The 26,981-nt window shown below is 65.1% G+C and carries 20 protein-coding genes and 1 tRNA gene; all 21 read left to right on the top strand.

Features of this window, described 5'->3' with window-relative positions; translation table 11 throughout:
- Nucleotides 1-2: 2 nt before the first annotated feature.
- The 21 genes from nuoF to gyrA all read left to right on the top strand — a co-directional run bounded on the left by nuoF (nt 3) and on the right by gyrA (nt 26,961).
- Entirely contained in the window at nt 3-1,328 is a 1,326-nt protein-coding gene (gene nuoF / locus ABIE04_RS01630; RefSeq protein WP_354546845.1) for an NADH-quinone oxidoreductase subunit NuoF, read from the top strand.
- Complete coding sequence (gene nuoG / locus ABIE04_RS01625) at nt 1,325-3,649, top strand: NADH-quinone oxidoreductase subunit NuoG (protein WP_354546844.1); 2,325 nt, start codon at nt 1,325-1,327, stop codon at nt 3,647-3,649. The genes nuoF and nuoG overlap by 4 nt, the downstream gene beginning before the upstream one ends.
- A 5-nt stretch (nt 3,650-3,654) precedes the next feature.
- A complete protein-coding gene (gene nuoH / locus ABIE04_RS01620) occupies nt 3,655-4,683 on the top strand; it encodes an NADH-quinone oxidoreductase subunit NuoH (RefSeq protein WP_354546843.1) in 1,029 nt (342 codons plus the stop codon).
- A gap of 8 nt (nt 4,684-4,691) precedes the next feature.
- Complete coding sequence (nuoI, locus tag ABIE04_RS01615; RefSeq protein ID WP_354546842.1) at nt 4,692-5,183, top strand: NADH-quinone oxidoreductase subunit NuoI; 492 nt, start codon at nt 4,692-4,694, stop codon at nt 5,181-5,183.
- A gap of 8 nt (nt 5,184-5,191) precedes the next feature.
- On the top strand, nt 5,192-5,836 hold the full coding sequence (locus ABIE04_RS01610; protein WP_354546841.1) for an NADH-quinone oxidoreductase subunit J: 645 nt from the start codon (nt 5,192-5,194) through the stop codon (nt 5,834-5,836).
- On the top strand, nt 5,833-6,138 hold the full coding sequence (gene nuoK / locus ABIE04_RS01605; protein ID WP_108471346.1) for an NADH-quinone oxidoreductase subunit NuoK: 306 nt from the start codon (nt 5,833-5,835) through the stop codon (nt 6,136-6,138). Before ABIE04_RS01610 ends, nuoK begins: the two co-directional genes overlap by 4 nt.
- 4 nt (nt 6,139-6,142) lie before the next feature.
- On the top strand, nt 6,143-8,185 hold the full coding sequence (gene nuoL / locus ABIE04_RS01600) for an NADH-quinone oxidoreductase subunit L (RefSeq protein ID WP_354546840.1): 2,043 nt from the start codon (nt 6,143-6,145) through the stop codon (nt 8,183-8,185).
- Nucleotides 8,186-8,198: 13 nt separating this feature from the next.
- Entirely contained in the window at nt 8,199-9,707 is a 1,509-nt protein-coding gene (locus ABIE04_RS01595) for an NADH-quinone oxidoreductase subunit M (RefSeq protein ID WP_354546839.1), read from the top strand.
- A gap of 12 nt (nt 9,708-9,719) precedes the next feature.
- A complete protein-coding gene (gene nuoN, locus ABIE04_RS01590) occupies nt 9,720-11,174 on the top strand; it encodes an NADH-quinone oxidoreductase subunit NuoN (RefSeq protein ID WP_354546838.1) in 1,455 nt (484 codons plus the stop codon).
- Between the two features lie 94 nt (nt 11,175-11,268).
- Nucleotides 11,269-11,345, top strand: a tRNA-Met gene (locus ABIE04_RS01585).
- Between the two features lie 202 nt (nt 11,346-11,547).
- On the top strand, nt 11,548-12,081 hold the full coding sequence (gene rimP / locus ABIE04_RS01580) for a ribosome maturation factor RimP (protein WP_354546837.1): 534 nt from the start codon (nt 11,548-11,550) through the stop codon (nt 12,079-12,081).
- Between the two features lie 102 nt (nt 12,082-12,183).
- Nucleotides 12,184-13,689, top strand: a complete 1,506-nt coding sequence (gene nusA, locus ABIE04_RS01575) for a transcription termination factor NusA (RefSeq protein WP_214554738.1) — start codon at nt 12,184-12,186, stop codon at nt 13,687-13,689.
- A 132-nt stretch (nt 13,690-13,821) separates the two neighbouring features.
- The gene (gene infB / locus ABIE04_RS01570) at nt 13,822-16,638 is read left to right on the top strand and encodes a translation initiation factor IF-2 (RefSeq protein WP_354546836.1); all 2,817 of its coding nucleotides are present in this window, start codon (nt 13,822-13,824) and stop codon (nt 16,636-16,638) included.
- A gap of 97 nt (nt 16,639-16,735) precedes the next feature.
- Complete coding sequence (gene rbfA / locus ABIE04_RS01565; protein ID WP_354546835.1) at nt 16,736-17,119, top strand: 30S ribosome-binding factor RbfA; 384 nt, start codon at nt 16,736-16,738, stop codon at nt 17,117-17,119.
- A 28-nt stretch (nt 17,120-17,147) separates the two neighbouring features.
- Nucleotides 17,148-18,074, top strand: coding sequence for a tRNA pseudouridine(55) synthase TruB (gene truB / locus ABIE04_RS01560; RefSeq protein WP_354549748.1), 927 nt, complete (start codon nt 17,148-17,150; stop codon nt 18,072-18,074).
- 166 nt (nt 18,075-18,240) lie between these two features.
- Nucleotides 18,241-18,510 carry a 30S ribosomal protein S15 gene (rpsO, locus tag ABIE04_RS01555; RefSeq protein ID WP_007513234.1) on the top strand — a complete coding sequence of 90 codons (270 nt, stop codon included), beginning with the start codon at nt 18,241-18,243 and terminating at the stop codon, nt 18,508-18,510.
- 84 nt (nt 18,511-18,594) lie between these two features.
- Complete coding sequence (gene pnp / locus ABIE04_RS01550; protein ID WP_354546834.1) at nt 18,595-20,700, top strand: polyribonucleotide nucleotidyltransferase; 2,106 nt, start codon at nt 18,595-18,597, stop codon at nt 20,698-20,700.
- Nucleotides 20,701-20,821: 121 nt separating this feature from the next.
- Complete coding sequence (locus ABIE04_RS01545; protein WP_354546833.1) at nt 20,822-21,859, top strand: poly(R)-hydroxyalkanoic acid synthase subunit PhaE; 1,038 nt, start codon at nt 20,822-20,824, stop codon at nt 21,857-21,859.
- Nucleotides 21,860-21,871: 12 nt separating this feature from the next.
- Entirely contained in the window at nt 21,872-22,939 is a 1,068-nt protein-coding gene (locus tag ABIE04_RS01540) for a class III poly(R)-hydroxyalkanoic acid synthase subunit PhaC (protein WP_354546832.1), read from the top strand.
- 63 nt (nt 22,940-23,002) lie between these two features.
- Nucleotides 23,003-24,022 (top strand): S-methyl-5-thioribose-1-phosphate isomerase, encoded by a 1,020-nt coding sequence (mtnA, locus tag ABIE04_RS01535; protein WP_354546831.1) that lies wholly within the window; start codon nt 23,003-23,005, stop codon nt 24,020-24,022.
- A 323-nt stretch (nt 24,023-24,345) separates the two neighbouring features.
- Nucleotides 24,346-26,961 (top strand): DNA gyrase subunit A, encoded by a 2,616-nt coding sequence (gene gyrA, locus ABIE04_RS01530; protein WP_354546830.1) that lies wholly within the window; start codon nt 24,346-24,348, stop codon nt 26,959-26,961.
- Nucleotides 26,962-26,981 lie beyond the last annotated feature (20 nt).

The following is a 26,981-nucleotide window of genomic DNA, read 5'->3' as shown; positions in this document are numbered from 1 at the left end:
GCATGGCAGTCGGACCCGCCCCCCAGGACCACCAGGTCGTCTACACCACGCTGCATTTCGACACGCCGTGGTCGATGGACAGCTATCTCCAGGTCGATGGCTACAAGGCGTGGAGGAAGATCCTCGCCGAGAAGCCCGATCCGGCGTCGCTGATCGACGAAATCAAGAAGAGCAGCCTGCGCGGCCGTGGCGGCGCCGGTTTCCCGACCGGCCTGAAGTGGTCCTTCATGCCGAAGGGCGACATGCAGAAGTACATCCTGTGCAACTCGGACGAATCCGAGCCGGGTACGGCCAAGGACCGCGACATCCTGCGCTACAACCCGCATGCGGTGATCGAGGGCCTGGCCATCGCGTGCTACTGCACCGGTTCGACCGTGGCCTACAACTACCTGCGCGGCGAATTCCATCACGAGCCGTACGAGCATTTCGAGGCGGCGTTGAAGGAAGCCTACGCGGCCGGCCTGCTCGGCAAGAACGTGCAGGGCACCGGGCTGGACGTGGACATCTACGCCGCGCTCGGCGCCGGCGCGTACATCTGCGGCGAAGAAACCGCGCTGATGGAGTCGCTGGAAGGCAAGAAGGGCCAGCCGCGCTTCAAGCCGCCGTTTCCGGCCAACTTCGGCCTGTACGGCAAGCCGACCACGATCAACAACACCGAGACCTACGCCTCGGTGCCGGCGATCCTGCGCAACGGCGCCGACTGGTTCCTCAACCTGGGCAAGCCGAACAATGGCGGCCCGAAGATCTTCTCGGTGTCCGGTCACGTCAACAACCCGGGCAACTTCGAAATTCGCCTGGGCACGCCGTTCACGGAACTGCTGGCGATGGCCGGCGGCGTGCGCAACGGCCACAAGCTGAAGGCGGTGATCCCCGGCGGCTCCTCGATGAAGGTGCTGCCGGCCGACATCATGCTCGAGAGCACGATGGACTACGACTGCCTGCAGAAGGCCGGCTCGGGCCTGGGCTCCGGCGCGGTGATCGTGATGGACGAAACCACCTGCATGGTGCGCGCCTGCCACCGCATCGCGCGCTTCTACATGGCGGAGTCCTGCGGCCAGTGCACGCCGTGCCGCGAAGGCACCGGCTGGATGTACCGCGTGCTCGACCGCATCGTCGCGGGCAAGGGCACCGGGGATGACCTGCATCGCCTCAAGGCGGTCGCCGGCCAGATCGAAGGCCACACGATCTGCGCCTTCGGCGAAGCCGCCGCCTGGCCGGTGCAGGGCTTCCTGGCGCGTTTCTGGAACGAATTCGAATACTTCGTGCAGCACGGTCGCTCGATGGTCGAGGACAAGCTTGCCGAAACCAACCGTGGAGTTGCTGCATGAGTGCGCAGCCAACCAGCACCGCACCCGATCTGGTCAGCATCGAGGTCGACGGCAAGCCGACGCAGATCCGCAAGGGCGCGATGATCATCGAGGCGGCCGACGCGATCGGCGTCGCGATCCCGCGTTTCTGCTACCACCGCAAGCTGCCGATCGCCGCGAACTGCCGCATGTGCCTGGTCGACGTGGAGATGGGCGGCAAGCTGATGCCCAAGCCGCAGCCGGCTTGCGCCACGCCGGTGGCCGAAGGCATGAAGGTGATGACGCGCTCGGACAAGGCGCTGAAGTTCCAGAAAGACGTGATGGAGTTCCTGCTGATCAACCATCCGCTGGACTGCCCGATCTGCGACCAGGGCGGCGAGTGCGAACTGCAGGACGTGGCGCTGGGCTATGGCCGCAGCGTTTCGCGCTTCACCGAGCGCAAGCGCACCGTGGCCGACGAGAACATCGGGCCGCTGGTCGCGACCGAGATGACCCGCTGCATCCAGTGCACCCGTTGCGTGCGCTTCACCAGCGAGATCGCCGGCACCTACGAGCTGGGTGGCATGAGCCGCGGCGAGAACCTGCAGATCGGCACCTACATCGGCAAGACGATCGAGACCGAGTTGTCCGGCAACATCATCGACGTCTGCCCGGTCGGCGCGCTCACCAACAAGCCGTTCCAGTTCAAGGCACGCGCCTGGGAGCTGATCGCCAAGCCGTCGATCGGCTACCACGATGCGCTCGGCTCCAACCTGTGGCTGCACACGCGCCGCGGCGAAGTGCTGCGCACGGTGCCGCGCGACAACGAGGCGGTCAACGAGTGCTGGTTGTCCGATCGCGACCGCTACAGCCACCAGGGCATGTACGCCGCCGATCGCATCGGCGCGCCGGAAGTGAAACGCCATGGCCAGTGGCAGGCGACCACCTGGGAAGATGCCTTGCAGTTTGCCGGCGAAGCATTGAAGAAGGCACCGGGCAGCGAGTTGGGCATCCTGGTGCACCCGGCCACCTCGAACGAGGAGGGCGATCTGCTGGTGCGGCTGGCCCGTGGCCTGGGCAGCGCGCACGTCGATCATCGCCTGCGCCAGCTCGATTTCGCCGACAACGCCGTGGCGCAGCCGTTCGCGTTGCCGGTGGCGGAGGTCGAACAGGTCCGGGCCGCCTTGCTGGTGGGCTCCGACCTGCGCCACGAGATGCCGCTGCTGAATCATCGCGTGCACCAGGCGACCAAGAAGGGCGCGAGGGTCTACGCGGTCAACCCCGCGCATTTCGATTTCAACTACAAGCTGGCCGGTGAGGCGATCGTGGCGCCGCAGGCGCTGGTCGATGCGCTGCTGGCGCTGGCCAAGGCCGCCGTGGCCGCGGGCGTGACCGCACCGGTGGCACTGGCCGACGCGATCGCTGCGGCGCAGAGCGACCAGGGCGACAGCGACGCGATCGCCGCGCTGAAGTCGGGCAAGGCCGTGGTGATCCTCGGCGAAGCCGCGGTGACCCATCCGCAGGCGTCCTGGCTGCGCGCGATCGCCCATTTCATCGCCGACGCTACCGGTGCCGGTTACGATGAACTGCCGGTCGGTGCGAATGGCGTCGGCCTGGCGCGGCTCGGCGTGGTGCCGGGCAACGGCGGGCTGGATGCGCAGGCGATGCTGGCGCAGCCGCGCAAGAGCTATCTGCTGTACGGGGTCGAGCCGCCGCACGATTTTGCCGATGGCGGCGCGGCCTTGAAGGCACTGCGTGGCGCGGACCAGGTGGTGGCGTTCAGTGCCTATGCCAGCCCTGCGCTGCGCGAGGTGGCCGACGTGATCCTGCCGATCGCGCTGCTGCCGGAGAACGATGCCACCCTGGTCAACGTCGATGGGCTGGCCCAGGGCGTGATGGCCGGCGCGAAGGCGCCCGGCCAGGCCCGGCCGGGCTGGAAGGTATTGCGTGCGTTGGGCGGCGCCCTGCAACTGGCCGGCTTCGAATTCGACGACCTCGCCGGCCTGCGTGACGGTATTGCCGAGCGTGCGGCGGCTCCGCGGAATGGCTTGGCCGAGCGTACGGCTGTCAGCGGCCTGACCCGCCTGGCGACCTGGCCGATCTACCGTACCGATGCAGTGCTCCGTCGTGCGACGGCGCTGAATGCGCATCCGCTCAATCGTGCCCCGGCGGTGCGTTTGAATGCGGATGAGGCACAGCGACTCGGCCTTTCCGCCGGTGGCCAGGTGCGCATTGCGGACGTGTCGCTGCCGTTGGCGATCGATGCGGCCGTGCCGGATGGCGCGGCGTGGATCGAGGCTGCACAGGATCTCACCGCCACGCTGCCGCCGTATGGCGCGTCCATCACCCTGAGCAAGGCTTAAAGCAGATGCTTGATCAACTCATCCATCAGCTCGTCGTGCCGGTTCTTTACATCCTGGCGATCGTGCTGCCGCTGGTGCTTGCCGTGGCGATGTTCGTGTACTGGGAGCGCAAGGTGCTCGGCTGGATGCACGTGCGCATGGGGCCGAACAAGATCGGCCCGTTCGGCCTGCTGCAGGCCTTCGCCGATGTGACCAAGCTGCTGATCAAGGAAGTGATCCTGCCGACCAAGGCGAACCGCTTCCTGTACTACATGGCGCCGATGATCGCGTTGATCCCCGCGCTGGCGGTGTGGGCCGTGGTTCCGTTCAGCAGCACGATGGTGCTGTCGAACGCCAACGCCGGCGTGCTGTACCTGCTGGCGATGACCTCGATGGGCGTGTACGGCATCATCATCGCCGGCTGGGCGTCCAACTCGCGCTATGCGCTGCTCGGCGCGATGCGCTCGGCGGCGCAGGTGATCTCCTATGAGCTGGCGATGGGCCTGTGCCTGGTCTGCGTGCTGGTGCTGGCCGGGTCGCTGAATCTCACCGAGATCGTCAACGCGCAAGCCGGCAACAAGGGCATCTTCGACTGGTTCTGGCTGCCGTTGCTGCCGGTGTTCGTGATCTATTTCATCTCCGGCGTGGCCGAGACCAACCGCGCGCCGTTCGACATGGCCGAGGGCGAGTCGGAGATCGTGGCCGGCTTCCATGTGGAATATTCCGGCTCGGCGTTCGCGCTGTTCTTCCTGGCCGAATACGCGAACATGATCCTGGTCAGCTTCCTGGCCGCGGTGCTGTTCATGGGCGGCTGGCTGTCGCCGTTCCCGGCGTCGTGGGGTTTCATCGGCCACGGCGGCTTCCCCTGGCTGCTGATCAAGGCGTTCCTGTTCTCGTTCATGTTCCTGTGGTTCCGCGCCACGTTCCCGCGCTATCGCTATGACCAGATCATGCGGCTGGGCTGGAAGGTGTTCATTCCCATCGCCATCGCATGGGTTTTCGTGGCTGGCCTGCTGAAGTACTACGGCCTGGTCAGCATTGGCACGGGGGCTTGAGGCATCCGATGAATCGCATTACCGCCTATTTCAAGAGTCTGCTCCTGGTCGAGCTGTTCCAGGGCATGGGCCTGACCCTGCGCTACCTGTTCAAGCCGAAGTACACGATGCGCTACCCGATGGAGCACATCCCGAAGTCGAACCGCTTCCGCGGCCTGCATGCGCTGCGTCGCTACGCGAACGGCGAGGAACGCTGCATCGCCTGCAAGCTGTGCGAAGCGGTATGCCCGGCGCTGGCGATCACGATCGACTCGGCGCCACGCGCGAGCGACGGCCAGCGCCGCACCACGCGCTACGAGATCGACCTATTCAAGTGCATCTACTGCGGTTTCTGCGAGGAGAGCTGCCCGGTCGATTCGATCGTCGAGACGTCGATCCACGAGTATCACTTCGAGAATCGCGGCGAGAACGTGGTGGACAAGCAGAAACTGCTCGCCATCGGCGATCGCTTCGAACAGCAGATCGCCGCCGACCGCGCGCAAGACGCGGCGTACCGCTGAGGCCAACGATGAATCCCCAACTGCTCCAACTCATCTGTTTCTATGCCTTCGGCTTCGTCACCGTCGCTGCCGCGCTGTCGGTGATCACGCTGAAGAACTCCGTGCACGCGGTGCTGGCGCTGGTGCTGACCTTCTTCAGCGCGGCCTGCCTGTGGATCCTGCTCGAAGCCGAGTTCCTTGCGCTGGCGCTGGTCGTGGTCTACGTCGGTGCGGTGATGGTGCTGTTCCTGTTCGTGGTGATGATGCTCGACATCGACCAGGAAAAAATGCGCGAGGGCTTCGTGAAGTTCCTGCCGGTCGGCCTGATCGTGGCCGCGGTGATGCTGGTGGAAATGCTCGGCCTGATCGGCGTGCGCGCGATGCAGACGCACGTCATGGGCGCCGATCCCGCCACCGCCGCGGGCATGTCCAACACCGCGTGGCTTGGGCATGCGCTGTACACGACGTTCCTGCTGCCCTTCGAGATTGCCGCGCTGATCCTTACCGTGGGCATCGTGGCGGCGGTGGCGCTGACCCTGCGCGAGCGCCGCGCCGCGCGCTACGAGTCGGCCAGCCAGCAGGTCAAGGTCAATCCGAGCGACCGCGTGCGCATCGTGAAGATGGCTGCCGTCCGTCCCGATGAACCGATCGCCCCACAGGAGCCGCAGCCATGATTTCGCTCGCGCACTACATCGTGCTCGGCGCGGTGCTGTTCTGCATCGCCGTCGCCGGCATGTTCATCAACCGCAAGAACGTGATCGTGCTGCTGATGTCGATCGAGCTGATGCTGCTCGCCGTGAACATGAACTTCGTGGCGTTCTCGCGTTTCCTCGGCGACGTCTCCGGGCAGGTGTTCGTGTTCTTCATCCTCACCGTGGCCGCGGCGGAAGCCGCCATCGGCCTGGCGATCCTGGTGCTGCTGTTCCGTACGCGCAGCACGATCAATATCGCCGACATCGACAGCATGAAGGGTTGACCCGATGCAGCTTTCGACTTCCATTCTGCTGACGATCGCGCTGGCGCCGCTGGTCGGTTGCGTGCTGGCCGGCTTCCTGGGCAAGTTCCTGGGGCGCGCCGGTTCGCACAGCATCACCATCCTCGGCGTGGCGGTATCGTGCGCGCTGTCGTTCTACGTGCTGTACCAGCTCACCGTAGGCGGTGCGGCCGAGTACAACCAGAACATCTACACCTGGTTCCAGATCGGCCCGTTCAACGCCAGCGTCGGCTTCATGGTCGATCGGTTGACCGCGATGATGCTGGTGGTGGTGAGCTTTGTGTCGCTGCTGGTGCACGTCTACACCATCGGCTACATGGCCGACGACGACGGCTACACGCGCTTCTTCAGCTACATCTCGCTGTTCACCTTCTCGATGTTCATGCTGGTCATGAGCAACAACTTCATGCAGCTGTTCTTCGGCTGGGAAGCGGTGGGCCTGGTGTCGTACCTGCTGATCGGCTTCTGGTACAAGCGGCCGACCGCGATCTTCGCCAACCTGAAGGCATTCCTGGTCAACCGCGTGGGCGACTTCGGCTTCCTGCTCGGCATCGCGGCGGTGCTGTATTTCCTCGGCACGCTGGACTATGCCACCGCGTTCGCCGCAGCGCCCGGCCTGTCCGGCAAGATCCTGCAAATCACCGCGGGCACGCAGTGGGACGCGGCTACGGTGATCTGCATCCTGCTGTTCGTCGGCGCGATGGGCAAATCGGCGCAGGTGCCGTTGCACGTGTGGCTGCCCGACTCGATGGAAGGCCCGACCCCGATCTCCGCGCTGATCCATGCCGCGACGATGGTCACCGCCGGCATCTTCATGGTGGCGCGCATGTCGCCGCTGTTCGAAATGTCTTCCACCGCGCTCAGCTTCGTGCTGGTGATCGGTGCGACCACGGCGCTGTTCACCGGCTTGATCGGCATCGTGCAGAACGACATCAAGCGGGTGATCGCGTACTCCACGCTGTCGCAGCTGGGCTACATGACGGTGGCGCTGGGCGTGTCGATGTACAGCGGCGCGGTGTTCCACCTGATGACGCACGCGTTCTTCAAGGCGCTGCTGTTCCTCGGCGCCGGTTCGGTGATCATCGCGATGCACCACGAGCAGGACATGCGCTACATGGGCGGCCTGCGCAAGTACATGCCGGTCACCTGGTTGACCATGTGGGCCGGCTCGGTGGCGCTGGTGGCGGTGCCGTTCACTTCCGGCTTCTATTCGAAGGACGCGATCATCGAGGCGGTCGGCGAGTCGCATCGCTGGGGCGCGCACTACGCCTATTTCTGCGTGATGGCCGGCGTGCTGGTGACAGGGCTGTACACGTTCCGCCAGATGTACCTGACCTTCCACGGCAAGGAGCGCTTCACCGTGGTCGAGCAGCATGGCCACGGTCATGACGGACATGACGATCACCGCCACCACGAGCCGGGCGTGCTGGCGCATGCGCCGAAGGAGTCGCCGTGGGTGGTGACGGTGCCGCTGGTGCTGCTGGCGATCCCGTCGCTGCTGGTCGGCTTCTTCACCGTCGGGCCGACGCTGTTCGGCAACTGGTTCGGCAAGGCGATCCATGTGGAAGAGGCGAACAACGTGCTGGCCGAGATGGGACAGCATTTCCACGGTGCGGCGGCGATGGCGCTGCACGGGTTCACCCAGTTGCCGTTCCTGCTGGTGCTCGTCGCCTTCGTGACCACCACCTACATCTACCTGTTCAACCCGGCGCTGGCGGGCAGGATCAAGTCCGCGCTGAAGCCGCTGTGGACGGTGCTCGATCGCAAGTATTGGGTCGACGACGTGTACTTTGCGCTGTTTGCCCGTGGCGGCGTGCTGTTGGGCCGCGGGTTCTGGAAGGCCAGCGAGACGGCGGTGATCGACGGTGCGATGGTCAACGGCTCGGTGAACGTGATTCATCGCATCGCCGCGCTGATGCGTCGCCTGCAGTCGGGTTATCTCTATCACTACGCCTTCGCGATGATTCTCGGCTTGATCCTGCTGCTTGGCGGGTACTGGCTCATCGGTTCAGGGCCGGTCGGGCAATAAGGGAAACAGATCCATGTTCAATCACTTGCTCAGCCTGCTGATCTGGCTACCCGTCGTCGGGGCCATCCCGGTGCTGCTTGCCGGTTCGGCCCGACCCAACCTGGCGCGCTGGCTGTCGCTGCTGGTGGCGGTGCTCGCCTTCGTGGCCAGCCTGTTCCTGCTGGTGCAGTACAACCCCGGCGGCGCCGCGATGCAGCTGGTCGAAAGCCACCTGTGGATCGCCTCGTGGGGCGTCCATTACGGACTGGCGGTCGACGGCATCTCGGTGGCGCTGATCGTGATGACCACCTTCGTCGGCATCCTGGTGATCGCCGGTGCATGGGAAGTCATCCAGGACAAGCCGCACCAGTACATGGCCGCGATGCTGATCCTCGAAGGCCTGCTGATCGGCGTGTTCTGCGCTACCGACGCGCTGCTGTTCTACGCGCTGTTCGAGGCGATCCTGATCCCGATGTTCATCCTGATCGGCATCTGGGGCGGTCCGCGCCGCGTGTACGCGACGCTGAAGTTCTTCATCTACACGTTCTTCGGCTCGGTCTTCATGCTGATCGCGCTGCTGTACCTGTACCAGAAGGCGGGTACGTTCGACATCGCCACGCTGGCCGCGCTGCCGCTGACGATGAAGGAGCAGAGCTGGGTGTTCTTCGCGTTCCTGATCGCGTTCGCGATCAAGGTGCCGATGGTGCCGGTGCACACCTGGTTGCCGGATGCCCACGTCGAGGCGCCGACCGGCGGTTCGGTGGTGCTGGCGGCGGTGATGCTGAAGGTCGGCACCTACGGAATGCTGCGCTTCATCCTGCCGATCGTGCCGGATGCGGGCGCGCATTTCGCCTGGCTGATCATCGTGCTGAGCCTGATCGCGATCGTCTATATCGGCTATGTCGCATTGGTGCAGGAGGACATGAAGAAGCTGGTGGCGTATTCGTCGGTGGCCCACATGGGCTTCGTCACGCTGGGCATCTTCATCGCCTTCATGCTGGTGCGCGAGCAGGGCAATACCGACATGGCGCTGCTGGGCATGCAGGGTGCGATGATCCAGATGATCTCGCACGGCTTCGTCTCCGGCGCGATGTTCACCTGCATCGGCGTGATGTACGACCGCCTGCACACGCGCCAGATCAAGGATTACGGCGGCCTCATCAACGTGATGCCGTGGTTCGGCTTCTTCTACGTGCTGTTCGCGATGGCCAATTGCGGATTGCCGGGCACCAGCGGTTTCGTGGGCGAGTTCATGGTGATCCTGTCCAGCTTCAGCGCCAATCCATGGATCGCGCTGTTCGCCGCGTTCACCCTGATCATCGGCGCGGGCTACACGCTGTGGCTGGTGAAGCGCGTGCTGTGGGGCGAGATCACCAACCCGCACGTGGCCGAGATGAAGGAAATCAACGCGCGCGAGACATTCGTGCTGGGCGCCTTCGCCGCCGCCGTGCTGGCACTGGGCATCTGGCCGCAGCCACTGGTCCACTTGATGGACGGTTCGGTGGCGCAGCTGGTGCAGCAGCTTGCCATTCACAAGATTTGATCGGGACCCGACATGCCGACTTTCAATGACATCCTGATCCTGCTGCCGGAGTTCTATTTGGTGGGGGCCGCGTGCCTGCTGTTGCTCGCTGACGCCTTCATGAGGCCGGCGCAGCGCCCCTGGCTGCACTGGATCTCGATCGCCGTGCTGCTGGTGGCGATCTACCTGGTGGTCGCCGGCCAGCCGCCGCAGGCGGTGACCGCGTTCGGCAGCATGTTCGTGCGCGACGACGTTGCCGAGATCCTCAAGGTGTTCGCGCTGGGCACCACCGCCATGGTGTTCGTCTACGCGCGCCCGTACCTGATCGACCGCAAGCTGCTCGGCGGCGAGTTCTACACGCTGATGATCTTTGCGGTGATCGGCATCATGCTGCTGGTCTCGGCCGGCAACCTGGTGACCGTGTACCTGGGGCTGGAGCTGCTGTCGCTGTCGTCGTACGCGCTGGTTGCGCTGAATCGCGATGCGAAACTGCCGCCGGAAGCGGCGATCAAGTACTTCGTGCTGGGTGCGCTGGCCTCGGGCATGCTGCTGTACGGCATGTCGATGGTCTACGGCGCTTCCGGCATGGGCGGCACGCCGTCCCTGGACCTGGCGCAGTTGCACAACGTGATGAGTTACACCACGGCGCCGACCCTGCTGCTGTTCGGCCTGATCTTCATGATCGTGGGCATCGGCTTCAAGCTGGGCGCGGCACCGTTCCACATGTGGATTCCCGACGTCTACCAAGGCGCGCCCACCCCGGTCACCACCTTCATTGCCTCGGGTTCGAAGCTGGCGGCGTTCGGCATGGCCTATCGCCTGCTCGATGCCGGCATGGGCGACCTGTCGCAGCATTGGCAGCTGATGCTGGCGGTGCTGGCGGTGGCTTCGCTGGCGATCGGCAACCTGGTCGCGATCGTGCAGACCAACCTCAAGCGCATGCTGGCGTATTCGACCATCTCGCACATGGGCTACCTGCTGCTCGGCCTTTCCGCCGCCGGCCCGGAAGGTTATGCCGCGGCGATGTTCTACGCGATCTGCTACGCGCTGATGGGCGTGGCCGCGTTCGGCGTGATGCTGGCGCTGAGCCGGGCGGGTTTCGAGTGCGAGGAAATCGCCGACCTGAAGGGGCTCAACCAGAAGTCGCCGTGGATGGCGTTCCTGATGCTGCTGGCGATGTTCTCGCTGGCCGGCGTGCCGCCGCTGTTCGGTTTCTGGGCCAAGGTGCTGGTGCTGGAGGCGGCGATCCACGCGGACATGCTGTGGCTGGCCATCGTCGGCATCGTGTTCGCCATCATCGGGCTGTACTACTACCTGTACGTGGTCAAGGTGATGTATTTCGACAAGCCGGTCGAAGGCAGCGTGCTGCAGGTGCAGTCGGATCGGCCGCTGCGCGTGGTGCTGTCGCTGAACGCATTGTCGCTGCTGGTGCTGGGCCTGTACTGGGGCCCGCTGCTGGGCTGGTGCCGGCGTGCGTTCGGGCTATAGATCGGTGCCTGGTGCCGAATGCGTTCACGTTCAACGGAAACTTAGCTGACGCTTGCAAGAAACCGGCCACCTAGGTAAACTCTTCAGACTCTGATGCGGGGTGGAGCAGTCTGGCAGCTCGTCGGGCTCATAACCCGAAGGTCGCAGGTTCGAATCCTGCCCCCGCTACCAGATCTTTCTTGATGCAAGAAAGCCTCCTCGTGAGGCTTTTTTGTTGGGCGCAAGGATGCGTCGTGCCGGGCTGCCGTTGGTGGCTGCGCGCGCCGGAAAGAGCTGCTTGAGGAGGAGGAACATCGGCGAGATAGGGAAATGGGCCGTTGGAGCCCATTTTTTGTTTCTGCTGTTCTGAAAGAGTGATCTGGGAAGGCTACCCATGGATACACAGGCACTGGCACAACGCTTCAGCGAGGTACTGGCCGATCTGGGCCTGGAATGCCTCGGCGTGGAGTTCACCCCGTCGCACGGGCAGAGTACCCTGCGCGTCTACCTGGATTTGCTGGACAAGGAAACGGGCGACGGCGAACGTCGCGAGGTCGGCATCGAGGATTGCGAAGCCGCCAGCCGCGAACTGTCCGCCTTGCTGGACGTCGAGGATCCGATCCCCGGCCATTACGTGCTGGAAGTTTCCTCGCCGGGCCTGGATCGGCCGCTGTTCACCGCCGCACAGTTTGCGCGGGCCAGCGGGCAGGAAGTGAAATTGTTGCTGAAGGCGCCGCTGGAAGGTCGCCGTCGCCTGCGCGGCAAGCTGGTCTCGGCGGAAGGCGGGCGCATCGTGCTGGAAGCCGAAGGCAAGACATTCGAATTCGATCACGCGCTGGTGGAAAGTGCGCGTGTGGTGCCGGACTGGGTGGCGCTCGGTTACGCGCCGCAGCCCAAGCGCGGCGGCAAGACGCCCGGCAAGAAGTAATCAGTGCGGCCATCCATGGCCGTGTTCCAAATTTTGTGTTCCGGGATGAACGCAACAATTTAACCATCGGTATCCGGACGGGATACCTACGGAGTTGCAGCAATGAGCAAAGAACTTTTGCTGGTCGTCGACGCGGTTGCCAATGAAAAGGGCGTGCCGCTGGAAGTGATTTTCGAGGCGATGGAGGCCGCGCTGGCCTCGGCCGCGAAGAAGCGCTACCCGGACGAGGAGCCCGACATCCGCGTGTCGATCGACCACAACACCGGCGAGTACGAGACGTTCCGTCGCTGGGAAATCATCGCCGACGACGGCGAGATGGAGTCGCCGTCGTACCAGTTGCGCCTGATGGACGCGCTGGACGAGCGCGCCGACGCCAAGGTGGGCGAGTACATCGAGCAGCAGATCGAGAACGCCGAATTCGGCCGCATCGCCGCGCAGGCCGCCAAGCAGGTGATCGTGCAGCGCGTGCGCGAGGCAGAGCGCCAGCAGGTGGTCGACGCGTTCGCCGACCGCGTGGGCGAGCTGGTCACCGGCATCGTCAAGCGCGTCGAGCGCGGCAACATCTACCTCGACCTGGGCAGCAACGCCGAAGCGTTCATCCCCCGCGACAAGACGATTCCGCGCGAATCGGCCCGCGTCGGCGACCGCGTGCGCGGCTACCTCTACGAAGTGCGTTCCGAGGCTCGCGGCCCGCAGCTGTTCGTGTCGCGCGCCGCGCCGGAATTCATGATCGAACTGTTCAAGCTGGAAGTGCCGGAAGTCGGCCAGGGCCTGGTCGAGATCAAGGGCTGCGCCCGCGATCCGGGTGATCGTGCCAAGATCGCCGTGCTGGCCCATGACAGCCGCACCGATCCGATCGGCGCCTGCATCGGCATGCGCGGTTCGCGCGTGCAGGCGGTCTCCAACGATCTCAACGGCGAGCGCGTCGACATCATCCTGTGGCATGAGAACCAGGCGCAGTACGTCATCAACGCGATGGCGCCGGCGGAAGTGCAGTCCATCATCATGGACGAGGAAAAGCACTCGATGGACATCGCGGTGGCCGAGGACAAGCTGTCCCAGGCGATCGGCCGGGGCGGCCAGAACGTGCGCCTTGCCAGCAAGCTGACCGGCTGGCAGCTCAACGTGATGACCCAGGACCAGGTCACCGCCAAGAGCGAGTCCGAGCAGGAGGCCGCGCGCCAACTGTTCATGGACAAGCTGGAGGTGGATCAGGAGATTGCCGTTATCCTCGTGCAGGAAGGCTTCTCCAGCATCGAGGAAATCGCCTATGTGCCCAGCGCCGAACTGCTGGCGGTGGAGGGCTTCGACGAGGACATCGTCGAGGAACTGCGCGCCCGTGCCCGCGACGCGCTGCTGACCGAGGCACTGGCGGTGGAGGAGGGCGTCGACGACCATCAGCCTTCCGAAGAGCTGCTGGCGCTGGAAGGCATGGACGAGGCGACGGCCTATGTATTGGCCGCGCGCGCGGTGACCACGGTCGACGACCTGGCCGACCTGGCAGTGGACGACCTGATCGATATCGAGGGCATGGACGAAGAACGTGCCGCAGCACTGATCATGGCCGCGCGTGCACCGATGATCGCGCGACTGGAGAAAGGCGGCTAACCGCGGACGGCGGCACCCTGGAAGGGTGTGCCGAGAAAGGCTTCCGGGAAGCCTTTCACCACGGATGGAGGTGGCGGCGCAGATAACGCCGCACAAGATGATAAGCGCGGGAACGGCGGAGCAAAGAACACGATGTCGGACGTCACAATCAAACAACTCGCCCAGGTACTGGGCCTGCCGGTCGACAAGCTGCTGACGCAGCTTGGCGAAGCGGGCATGAAATTCTCCGACCAGGAGCAGGTCATCAGCAGCACCGAGAAGGTGAAGCTGCTTGGCTTCCTGCGCCGCACGCACGGCAAGAGCGAGGCTGCTGCCGAGGTAGAGGACAGCGCGCCACGCCAGATCACCTTGAAGCGCCGCACGGTCGGTGAACTGAAGGTGGCCGCGCCGGGTGGCCGCGGCGCCACGGGGGCGGCCAAGACGGTCAATGTCGAGGTGCGCGCCAAGCGCACCTACGTCAAGCGCAGCGTGATCGCCGAGGAAGCCAGCGCCGAGCCCGAGCGCGAGGATGCCGTGCGTAAGCTGCAGGAATCGCAGCAGCAACGCGAGCAGGAAGAGCGCGAGCGGGTCGAGGCCGAGCAGCGCCGCCAGGCGGAAGCGCAGCAGCGCGCCCTGGACGAGCAGCAGCAGAAGGCCGAAAAGGAACAGCGTGAGGTCGAAGTGGCCGGTCCCGCCGGGCCAGCCGCGGCCGAGCACGTCGAGGCGACGCCGGAATCGGCGGACGACGCGATATCCGGGGCTGCCAGCGATGACGCAGCAGGAACCGTACAGCGCATGGACCAGCGCGACCTGGGCATGATCCTGCCGCGCATCCATGAGCCGCGCAAACGTGAAAAGCTGGTCAAGCCGGCACCGGCTCCCGCTCCCGCTCCGGCTGCCGCTCCGGCGGCCCGTGTTGCGGTGGCCGGCGCCCCGGCCGCCCCGGCTGCCGCTGGCGACGCCAGCCGCGGCAAGCCCAAGCATTCCCGTGAACGCAACGACAGCGTCGGCGGCAAGGAAGACCGCGACAGCGCCGGCAAGCGTTTCGCCGGTGGCCAGATGCACCTGAGCGAGGCCGACCGGGCCCGCCGCTCCTCCAGCAGCAGCAAGCGCAGCAAGCCGGGCCGCAGTGGCGGTCGCGAGCTGTCGCGCGGCGGCAGCAGCGCGCCGACCGGTCCGCATGGTTTCTCGCGGCCTACCGCGCCGGTGGTGCGCGAAGTGGTCGTGGGCGACACCAACGTCGTCGCCGAGCTGGCCCAGAAGATGGCGGTCAAGGGCTCCGAGGTGGTCAAGGCACTGTTCAAGATGGGCGTGATGGCGACCATCAACCAGACCGTCGATCATGACACCGCGGTGCTGGTGGTCGAGGAACTCGGCCACACGCCGATCGCCGACAACCAGAACAACGCCGAGGAAACGCTGGCGGCACACACCCAGAACGTCGAACTGGAGGGCGAGAAGGTCACGCGTCCGCCGGTGGTGACGATCATGGGTCACGTCGATCACGGCAAGACCTCGCTGCTCGACTACATCCGCCGTACCAAGGTCGCTTCCGGCGAAGCCGGCGGCATCACCCAGCATATCGGCGCGTACCACGTGCAGACGTCGAAGGGCGTGATCACGTTCCTGGATACGCCAGGCCACGCGGCATTCACCTCGATGCGTGCCCGTGGCGCGCAGTCGACCGACATCGTGATCCTGGTGGTGGCCGCCGATGACGGCGTGATGCCGCAGACGGTGGAGGCGGTGAAACATGCGCGTGCCGCCAAGGTGCCGCTGATCGTCGCGGTCAACAAGATGGACAAGGACGGCGCCAACCCGGACAACGTCAAGCAGGGTCTGGTGCAGTACGAAGTGGTGCCGGAAGACTGGGGCGGCGACGTCCAGTTCATCCCGGTGTCGGCCAAGACCGGCGCGGGCATCGAGGATCTGCTCGATGCGATCTCCGTGCAGGCCGAAGTCATGGAATTGAAGGCGGTGGCCGATGGCCGCGCCTCCGGCGTGGTGATCGAATCCAGCCTGGATCGTGGTCGCGGCCCGGTGGCCACCGTCCTGGTGCAGCAGGGCACGCTGCGCAAGGGCGACTTCGTGGTCTGCGGTGTCGAATACGGCCGCATGCGCGCGTTGATCGACGAAACCGGCAAGCAGGTGACCGAAGCCGGCCCGTCGATTCCGGTGCAGGTGCTCGGCTTGTCCGGCGTGCCGGAGACCGGCGATGACTTCGTCTGCGTCGAGGACGAGCGCCTGGCCCGCGAGGTGGCGCAGGAGCGTGAGCTCAAGCGCCGCGAAACGCGCATGGTCAGCAAGAGCAACCGGCTCGAGGACATCATCGCCAAGATGGGTCAGGGCGTGGAGCAGCAGACGCTCAACATCCTGGTCAAGGGCGACGTGCAGGGTTCGGTCGAGGCGCTGCGCGAGTCGCTGACCCAGATCGGCAACGAGCGGGTCCGTGTCAACGTGGTCTCGTCCGGCGTCGGCGGCATCAACGAATCCGACGCCACCCTGGCGGCGGCCTCGAAGGCGCTGATCATCGGCTTCAACGTGCGCGCCGATGCCTCGGCGCGCAAGGTGATCGAGACGAATGGCCTGGACGTGCGCTACTTCTCGATCATCTACGACGTGATCGATCAGGTTACCCAGGCGGCCACCGGCCTGCTCGGCATGGAAGTGCGCGAGGACATCATCGGCACTGCCGAAGTGCGCGACGTGTTCCGCAGCTCGAAGTTCGGTGCCGTGGCCGGTTGCATGGTCACCGAAGGCGTGGTCAAGCGCAGCAAGCCGATCCGCGTGCTGCGCGACCACGTGGTGATCTTCGAAGGCGAGCTGGAGTCGCTGCGTCGCTTCAAGGACCTCGTCGACGAAGTGCGCAACGGCATGGAATGCGGCATCGCCGTGAAGCAGTACAACGACGTCAAGCCGGGCGACCAGATCGAGTGCTTCGAACGCACCGAAGTGGCGCGCACGCTGTAAAGCAGAAACGAGTGTGCAGGAGTGAGAAATGAGAAAAGCGCAAACGCGCGCTCTCTTTTCTCACTCCTCTTCACTCACTACTCAGGTTTTTTTCCCCATGCCCTCCCGTGATTTCAAACGTACTGACCGCATCGGTGCCGAGCTGCGCCGCGAGCTTGGCTTGCTGGTGCATGCGGCGGTGCGCGATCACGGCCTGCCGTCGGTCAGCGTGTCGGACGTGGAGATCACCCGTGACCTGGATTGGGCCACGGTGTGGGTCACTGCGCTGATGCCCGAGCAGGGGCTTCCCGCGGTGAAGGCGTTGAACGAGATGGGCCACGAGATCCGCCATGCGCTGGCGCACAGCGGCATGCGCATGCGCCGGGTGCCGGAGCTGAAGTTCAAGTACGACGACTCGGTCGACAAGGGCGAGCGCATCGAATCGCTGCTGCGCCAGCAGACGCGCGACCTGACGCCGCCGGATGGCGACAAGCAGGATTGAACCGCAAGCCTTGGGCGCCACCGACCCGATGAATCGTCCGCCGCGCATCCAGTTCCGTGACCTGCACGGCATCGTGTTGCTCGACAAGCCGCCGGGCCTGAGTTCCAACCAGGCGCTGCAGGCCGTGCGCCAGTTGCTGCGCGCGTCCAAGGGCGGCCATACCGGGGCGCTCGATCCGCTGGCTACCGGCCTGCTGCCGTTGTGTTTCGGCGAAGCGACCAAGCTGGCCGGCAGCCTGCTGGGCGCACGCAAGGCCTACCTGGCCGAATGCCGGCTCGGCATCACCACCGATACCGCCGACAGCGAGGGCGTGGTCGTTCAGCAACGCCCGGTGCCGAGGCTCGACGATGCCGCGATCGAGACGGCTCTGGCCAAATTGCGCGGCCGCATCCTGCAGGTGCCGCCGATGTATTCCGCGCTGAAGCAGGGCGGCGAACGGTTGTATGCCAAGGCGCGCCGTGGCGAAATCGTGGAGGTGCCGCCGCGCGAAGTGGAGGTGTATCGGTTCGAGCTGCTGGCGCGCGCCGGCGACACGCTGCAGTTGCTGGTGGAATGCGGCTCCGGCACCTACGTCCGTTCGCTGGCGGTGGATCTGGGCGAGGATCTCGGTTGCGGCGCCCACCTGACCGCACTGCGCCGGATCTGGGTGGAGCCGTTCCGCGAGCCGCAAATGGTGACTCTGGAACAGCTGCAGCAGGCGGCGGAGCAGGGTGACGAGGCGCTGCTGGCGTGGTTGCTGCCGGTATCGGCCGGATTGTCCGATCTTCCGGTATTGCGGCTCGATGAGACGCAGAGCAGGGCCATTTCGCGCGGCCAGCAGATTGACTTGCCGGGTTTGCGGGAGGCAGGGCGCTGCGCGGCGTATGCCAGCGATGGCGCGTTGCTGGCGCTGCTGGAACCGGATGCCGAAGGACGCGCGCGCATCCTGCGTGGCTTCAACCTGCCGCCGGACTGACCGATTTGCCCGGAACGCCGTTCCGCTCTTGTTGAAACACCGCTCCCATCAGTAGAATAGACAAGTTATTTCAAAGCTTTCACTCAACTAGGCGAAGCTTGCGCTTGCGTCATCACGATGATGCAAGCGCAAGCTTCGCATCGCCTTTCAAGGAAACGTATACCTCATGTCTCTTACCGCAGAACAAACCGGCAAGATCATCGCTGATTTCGGCCGCGTGCCGAACGATACCGGTTCGACCGAAGTCCAGGTGGCGTTGCTGTCCGCCCGCATCGACCACCTCACCGGCCACTTCAAGGAACACAAGCAGGACCACCACTCCCGTCGTGGCCTGCTGAAGCTGGTCAACCAGCGCAAGCGCCTGCTCAGCTATCTGAAGGATCGCGATCTTGCGCGTTACCAGACCCTGATCGAACGCCTCGGCCTGCGTCGGTAATTCGCGTGCGTTCGTCCATGAACGCAAAGATCAAGAGGCGCCCATCCGTGGGCGCACTTCTCAATCAGAGCAGGAATTAAGCACGTGGCAAAAGTAACCAAGTCATTCCAGTACGGTAATCACGAAGTCACACTGGAGACGGGCGAAATTGCCCGCCAGGCATCCGGTGCGGTCATGGCCAGCATGGGCGGCACCGTGGTGCTGGTCACCGCCGTCGCCGCGACCAAGCAGAAGGAAGGCCAGGATTTCTTCCCGCTCACGGTCGACTACGTCGAGAAGTTCTACTCCGCCGGCCGCATCCCGGGTGGCTTCTTCAAGCGCGAAGGCCGTCCGACCGAGAAGGAGACGCTGACCTCGCGCCTGATCGATCGCCCGGTGCGCCCGCTGTTCCCGGACGACTTCAAGAACGAAGTGCAGGTCATCGCCCAGGTCGTTTCGCTGAACCCCGAGGTTGACGGCGACATCGTGGCACTGCTCGGCGCCTCCGCCGCGTTGAGCCTGGCCGGTATCCCGTTCAAGGGTCCGATCGGCGCCGCCCGCGTCGGTTACGCCAACGGCAAGTACCTGTTGAACCCGTCGGCCACCGAACTGAAGACCTCCCAGCTGGACCTGGTCGTTGCCGGTACCGCCGGCGCGGTGCTGATGGTGGAATCCGAAGCGCAGCTGCTGTCCGAGGACGTGATGCTCGGCGCGGTGATGTTCGGCCACCAGCAGATGCAGACCGCGATCCGCGCGATCGCCGAACTGGCCACCGAGGCCGGCAAGCCGTCGTGGGACTGGAAGGCACCGGCCCGCAACGAGTCGCTGGTCGCTGCCGTCAAGGGCGCGGTCGGCGATCAGCTGGCAGCCGCGTTCCAGGTGCGCGACAAGCTGGAGCGTCGCGACGCGATCTCCGCGATCAAGGCCGACGTGCTCGCCGGGCTCAAGGCGCAGGCCGAAGAGAACGGCTGGTCGTCCGCCGCGATGGCCAAGGAATTCGAGGAACTCGAATACCACACCATGCGCGACAGCGTGCTGAAGACCAAGGTGCGCATCGACGGCCGCCAGCTGGACGACGTGCGCGCGATCACCGCCCGCGTCGGCGTGCTGCCGCGTACCCACGGGTCGGCGCTGTTCACCCGCGGCGAGACGCAGGCCCTGGTCGTCGTCACGCTGGGCACCACGCGCGACGCGCAGATCATCGACGCGCCCGGTGGCGAGTCGAAGGATCCGTTCCTGTTCCACTACAACTTCCCGCCGTTCTCGGTGGGCGAGGCCGGCCGTTTCGGCGCGCCGAAGCGTCGCGAGATCGGCCACGGCCGCCTCGCCAAGCGCGGCGTGCAGGCGGTCAAGCCGACGATCGAGGAATTCCCGTACGTGCTGCGCGTGGTCTCGGAAATCACCGAGTCCAACGGCTCCTCGTCGATGGCTTCGGTGTGCGGTTCCTCGTTGGCGATGATGGATGCCGGCGTACCGCTGAAGGCGCCGGTGGCCGGCATCGCGATGGGCCTGGTCAAGGAAGGCAGCGACTTCGTCGTGCTGTCCGACATCCTGGGCGACGAGGATCACCTCGGCGACATGGATTTCAAGGTGGCCGGTAGCGCCGACGGCATCTCCGCGCTGCAGATGGACATCAAGATCGACGGCATCACCGAAGAGATCATGAAGGTGGCGCTGGAGCAGGCCAAGCGTGGCCGCCTGCACATCCTCGGCGAGATGAACAAGGCGCTGTCCACGGCCCGCTCGGAAATGAGCGAGTACGCCCCGCGCCTGATCACCATCAAGATCCACCCGGACAAGATCCGCGAAGTGATCGGCAAGGGCGGCGCCACGATCCGCTCGATCACCGAAGAGACCGGCACCACGATCGACATCAGCGACGACGGCACCATCATCGTCGGCTCGGTCAATCGCGAGGCGGGCGAGGCGGCGAAGAAGCGCATCGAGCAGATCGTTTCCGACGTCGAGCCGGGCCGCATCTACGAGGGCAAGGTCGCCAAGCTGATGGACTTCGGCGCGTTCGTCACGATCATGCCGGGCAAGGATGGTCTGGTGCACGTGTCGCAGATCTCCGACGAGCGCGTCGAGAAGGTCTCCGACAAGCTGAAGGAAGGCGACATCGTCAAGGTCAAGGTGCTCGAAGTGGACAAGCAGGGCCGTATCCGCCTGTCGATGAAGGCCGTGACCGAGGAAGAGCGCGCCGGCGTCTGAGTTTCCGGACAAGGCGATTCCACAAGGCCCGGCCCATGCCGGGCCTTGTGCGTTCCGGCGCCGGCGATTTTGTGCAACACGCTTTTGCTAGGATGGATGGACCTTGCACGAGGATGCACCGATGGCCGACCCGGCAAATGATTTCATCAGGGATTACCAGGCGCTGGCACAGCAGTCGTGGGATGCCTGGGCGCGCCAGTTCCAGCAGCAACCCGCGGCGAATCCGTTCGCACCACCACCGGCGCCAGCCGCGGGCAACGACACGCTGGAACGCACGCTGGCAGGCTTGAAGGGGTACTTCGACTGGATGCAGGCGGCCGCCGCTGGCGGCGCAGCCCAACAGCCGGCCGCCGACTGGCGCCAGCAGTTGCAGCAGATGTTCGGCGGCGCCAGCCAGCCGTTTGCGCAGGCGTTTGGCGGGATCGACAGTGCCGGTGCGGAAGGCTTCGCGCGGCAATGGCAATCGTGGATGCAGGCAGCCCAGCACAGCGGTTTCGGTGACCTGCCGGGCACGCACGGGCCGACGCCGGCGTTTGGCCTGAACCGCGAGCAGCAGATGCAGCAGCAGGCCCTGGCCACGGCGTTGCTGGAGGCGATGCAGGCATCCGCGCGCTACCAGGAACTGATCCAGCGCGCCAACACGCAGGGCATGCAGCGCCTGCAGGACAAACTGGCCCAGCATGCCGAACCGGGCCGCCAGATCGATTCGCTGAAGGGGCTGTACGACCTGTGGGTGGACGCCTCGGAGGAAGCCTATGCCGAGATCGCGCTGTCCGACGAGTTCCGCGAGGTCTACGGCGAGATGGTCAATACGCAGATGCGCGTGCGCCAGTTGCAGCAACAGCAGACCGAACAGCTTTGCCAGCAACTGGGCGTGCCGACGCGCAGCGAAGTGTCGAGTCTCGGCGAACGGCTGCAGGCCCTGCGCCGCGAATTCCGTGCCAGCCGGGCCGGCGCCTCCGCCGATCATGCCGACGAGATCATGGCGTTGCGCCATGAGCTGGCTGCGTTGAAACGCCAGCTGGCCAATGGCCCGGCGGCGAAGAAGGCGGCTCCGGCCAAGCCTTCGGCTGTCGTCGCAAAGAAGAAGGCGACGGCGAAGGCGGCACGCAAACCCGTCGCATCCAGGTCCAGCTCCAGCCCACGCAAGCGCAAGTAAGGAGACCAAGCCATGCAAACGCCATTGCGCATCGACCCGGCCAGGGCGCTGGGCGACATCGCCACGTTCCAGCGCAAGCTCGCCGCCGGCATGGGTCACCTGCGCGGCATGCGCGAGCCCGAGTACGCGAACACGCCGCGCGAGCTGGTCTACAGCGAGGACAAGCTGAAGGTGTGGCATTTCACCGGCCACGGCAGGACCACCTCGAAGACCCCGCTGCTGATCGTCTACGCGCTGGTCAACACGGTGTGGATGACCGACCTGCAGGCCGACCGTTCGATGGTGCGCAACCTGCTCGAGCAGGGCGAGGATGTCTACCTGATCGACTGGGGCTACCCCGACGGCGCCGACCGTTGGCTGACCCTGGACGACTACATCAACGGCTACCTCGACCGCTGCGTCGACGTGGTACGCGAACGCCACGGTCTCGACGCGATCAACCTGCTCGGCATCTGCCAGGGCGGCGCGTTCTCGCTGTGCTACACCGCGCTGCATCCGGACAAGGTGAAGAACCTGATCACCATGGTCACCCCGGTGGATTTCCATACGCCGGACAACATGCTGTCGCACTGGTGCCGCAGCATGGACGTGGACCTGTTTGTCGACACCATGGGCAACATTCCTGCCGGGCTGATGAACTACGTCTATCTCACGCTCAAGCCGCTGCGGCTGAACCAGCAGAAGTACATCGGCATGGTCGACATCCTCGACAACCCGGCCGAGCTGGAAAATTTCCTGCGCATGGAGCGCTGGATCTTCGATTCGCCGGACCAGGCCGGCGAGGCATTCCGCCAGTTCATCAAGGATTTCTACCAGGGCAACAAGCTGGTCAGGGGCACGCTCGAGATCGGTGGCCGGCCGGTGGACCTTGGCATGATCGCCCAGCCGGTGCTGAATATTTTCGCCGAGCAGGATCACCTGGTGCCGCCGGATGCCTCGCGTGCGCTGGGCAAGCATGTTGGCACCACCGACTACACCCAGCTTGCGTTCAAGGGCGGCCACATCGGCATCTACGTATCCGGCCGTGCCCAGCGCGAGGTGCCGCCGGCGATCCATCAGTGGTTGCGCCAGCGCGCATAACAGCGCACTGGCATGCGCTCGCCTGTTGTGTGAAATACATGCATGGCAGGCGATAATGAATAAATGAGCGCACCCATCGAAACCCACGATTCCATCCGCGCCGTGCAATGGCAGGGCGATCACCTGCGCCTGCTCGATCAGCGTCTCCTGCCGAATGCGGAACGCTGGATCGATTGCCGCGATGCGGCCCAGGTGACCCAGGCGATCCGCGACCTCGCCGTGCGCGGCGCACCGGCGATCGGCATTGCCGCGGCGTGGGGCGTGGCGATGGCCGCGCAGCAGGGCACACCGCTGGAGCCGGTGCTGACGACGTTGCGCGCGGCGCGGCCCACCGCAGTGAACCTGATGTGGGCGCTGGATCGGATGAAGAAGCGCATCGCGGCCGGCGCCGACGCCGACGCGCTGCTGCGTGAAGCGCAGGCGATCCAGGACGAAGACCTGGCCGCGAACCGCCGCATGGGCGAGCTGGGTGCCGCGTTGATCGCCCCCGGCTCGGGCGTGCTGACCCACTGCAACACCGGCTCGCTGGCTACCGCCGGCTACGGCACCGCGTTGGGCGTGATCCGTGCCGGCGTCGCGGCGGAGCGCATCGCGCGGGTCTACGCCGGCGAGACCCGGCCATGGCAGCAAGGTGCCCGGTTGACCATGTGGGAGCTGGTGCGCGACGGCATCCCGGCCCAGCTGATCGCCGACTCCGCCGCGGCGCACCTGATGAAATCCGGTGCCGTGCAATGGGTGATCGTGGGCGCCGACCGCATCGCCGCGAATGGCGATACCGCGAACAAGATCGGCACCTACCAGCTGGCGATCGCGGCGAAGTACCACGGCGTGAAGTTCATGGTGGTGGCGCCGTCCTCCACCGTCGACATGGCCACCGGCAGCGGCGAGGAAATCGAGATCGAGTTGCGCGATCCGGCCGAGTTGCTCAGCACCGCCGGCCACCGTACCGTGGTCGAGGGGGCGCAGGCGTGGAACCCCGTGTTCGACGTGGCGCCGGCGGAACTGATCGATGCGATCGTCACCGAGCGTGGCGTGATCGAGCGACCGAACAGCATCGCCATGCAGGCAATGTTTGGATGCTGAAACTGTCGCGTTTTTGCGGCCGGTGGCGCGCCTGGCCTGCTGGTCGACATGCAGATTCTGATGAGCTTTCCGGGGCTGCGCCGGTAGTCGGCGCTGGCCGTGGCGCCGGTTCGGCGACTGCAGCGCTGGTCAATTTTTCGACAGCCCGCGGAATGCTTTTCGAACGCTCCGGGACGGTTGCGTAAGTTATTGATTTTTAATAGTTAAATCCTGTCTTTTTGATGCCGTTCGTGATACACTCACGGGGTTGATTTCGGGTCGCTTGCGCACGCGCTTGAGGCGCGGTGCCAGCGTCCTTTTTTCGTTATCAGGGAAGCCGATTGATGGCAGAGCTCGCCAAAGAAGTGATTCGCGTCAACATCGAAGACGAGATGCGCCAGAGCTATCTCGATTACGCCATGAGCGTGATCGTGGGCCGCGCCCTCCCGGATGTCCGTGATGGCCTGAAACCCGTGCACCGCCGCGTATTGTTCGCGATGAACGAGTTGGGCAATGCATGGAACAAGCCGTACAAGAAGTCGGCCCGCGTGGTCGGTGACGTGATCGGTAAATACCATCCGCATGGCGACCAGTCGGTCTACGACGCGATCGTGCGCATGGCCCAGCCGTTCTCGCTGCGCTACATGCTGGTCGACGGCCAGGGCAACTTCGGTTCGGTCGATGGCGACAATGCTGCCGCGATGCGTTACACCGAGGTGCGCATGTCGCGCCTCACCCACGAGATGCTGGCCGACATCGACAAGGAAACCGTCGACTTCGGTTTCAACTACGACGAAAGCGAGCGCGAACCGCTGGTGCTTCCCGCCCGCGTACCCAGTCTGCTGATCAACGGCTCCGCCGGCATCGCAGTGGGCATGGCCACCAACATCCCACCGCACAATCTCAACGAGGTGATTGCGGCGACGATGGCATTGATCGACGAGCCGTCGTTGTCGATCGACGATCTGATGCACTACATCCCGGGGCCGGATTTTCCGACCTACGGCATCATCAACGGCTCGTCCGGCATCATCGAGGCGTATCGCACCGGCCGCGGCCGCATCCTGGTGCGCGCGAAGGCCGAGGTCGAGACCGAGAAGAACGGTCGCGAGACGATCATCGTCCACGAGTTGCCGTACCAGGTGAACAAGGCGCGGCTGATCGAGAAGATCGCCGAGCTGGTCAAGGAAAAGAAGCTCGAAGGCATCAGCGAACTGCGTGACGAGTCCGACAAGGACGGCATGCGCATCGTCATCGAGATCCGCAAGGATGCGATGGGCGACGTGGTGCTGAACAACCTGTTCCAGCAAACCCAGCTGCAGGTCACCTTCGGCATCAACATGGTGGCGCTGCTGGATGGCCAGCCGAAGCTGCTGAACCTCAAGGACATCCTCGAGGCATTCATCCGCCATCGTCGCGAAGTGGTCACCCGCCGCACGATCTTCGAACTGCGCAAAGCACGCGCCCGCGCGCATATCCTCGAGGGCCTGACGGTCGCGCTGGCCAACATCGACGAGATGATCGAGCTGATCAAGACCTCGTCGTCGCCGGCCGAGGCGCGCGAGCGCATGACGGCGCGGCGCTGGGAAGCGGGCCTGGTGCGTGCGCTGCTTTCGGCCACGGGTGCCGAGGCATCGCGACCGGAAGAGATGGATCCGCGCGATGGCCTGAAGGCCGACGGCTACCAGTTGTCCGAGGCGCAGGCACTGGAAATCCTGGCGATGCGGCTGCACCGCCTGACCGGGCTGGAGCAGGAGAAGCTTTCCGACGAATACCGGCAGATCCTGGAGACCATCCGCGGCCTGATCGAGATCCTGGAGAACCCCGACCGTTTGCTGGAAGTGATCCGCGAGGAACTGGAGGCGGTCAAGGCCGAGTTCGGCGATGCTCGCCGCACCGAGATCCAGCATTCGCAGGAAGACCTCAACGTACTCGACCTGATCGCGCCGGAAGACGTCGTGGTCACGCTGTCGCATACGGGCTACATCAAGCGCCAGCCGGCCAGCACGTACCGCGCGCAGAAGCGCGGCGGCAAGGGGCGTTCGGCCTCGGCGCTGAAGGACGAGGACGTTGTCGAGCAGTTGTGGGTGGTCAATACGCACGACACCCTGCTGACCTTCACCAGCACCGGCCGCGTCTACTGGCTCAAGGCCTACCAGATGCCGGAAGCGGGCCCCGGCGCGCGCGGCAAGCCGATCATCAACCTGCTGCCGCTGGGCGAGGGCGAGAAGGTGCAGGCGGTGCTGCCGGTGCGCGAATACACCGACGATCGCTTCGTGTTCTTCGCGACGAGGCACGGCACGGTCAAGAAGACCCCGCTGACCGAGTTCGCGTTCCAGCTGCAGAAGGGCAAGCTGGCGATCAAGCTGCATGACGGCGACGCGCTGGTCAACGTCGAAATGACCGACGGCAACAGCGATATCCTACTGTTCGCCTCCAACGGCAAGGTCAATCGTTTCGACGAGAACACCGTGCGCTCAATGGGCCGCACCGCCGCCGGCGTGCGCGGCATGAAGCTGGCCAAGGACGCCCATGTGGTATCGCTGATCGTGGCCGCCGAGGGTGACATCCTCACCGCGACCGAGCGTGGCTACGGCAAGCGTACCCAACTGGTCGAGTTCACCAAGAAGGGCCGCGGTACCCAAGGCGTGATCGGCATCCAGTGCTCCGAGCGCAATGGCGCGCTGGTCGGTGCCGTGCAGGTCACCGAGGCGCACGAGCTGATGCTGATCTCCGACCAGGGCACCCTGGTGCGCACGCGCGTGGCGGAAGTCTCGCAGCTCGGCCGCAACACCCAGGGCGTCACCCTGATCCGCTTGCCCGCCGACGAAACCCTGGTCAGCGTGATGCGGCTGGAGGCCGAAGAGGACAACGGCGAGGATGCCGGCGTCGTCGACGCCGATGCACCGGCCGGTGACGACGGTTCCAGTGAGGTCGAGCCGGCAGGCACCGACGAGTGAGCCTGATACACGTTTGAATC

It is taken from the genome of Rhodanobacter soli, from assembly GCF_040548735.1.
In the GTDB taxonomy this organism is placed as follows: Bacteria; Pseudomonadota; Gammaproteobacteria; order Xanthomonadales; family Rhodanobacteraceae; genus Rhodanobacter; species Rhodanobacter soli_A.
This window is presented reverse-complemented; position numbering and strand designations above follow the sequence as displayed.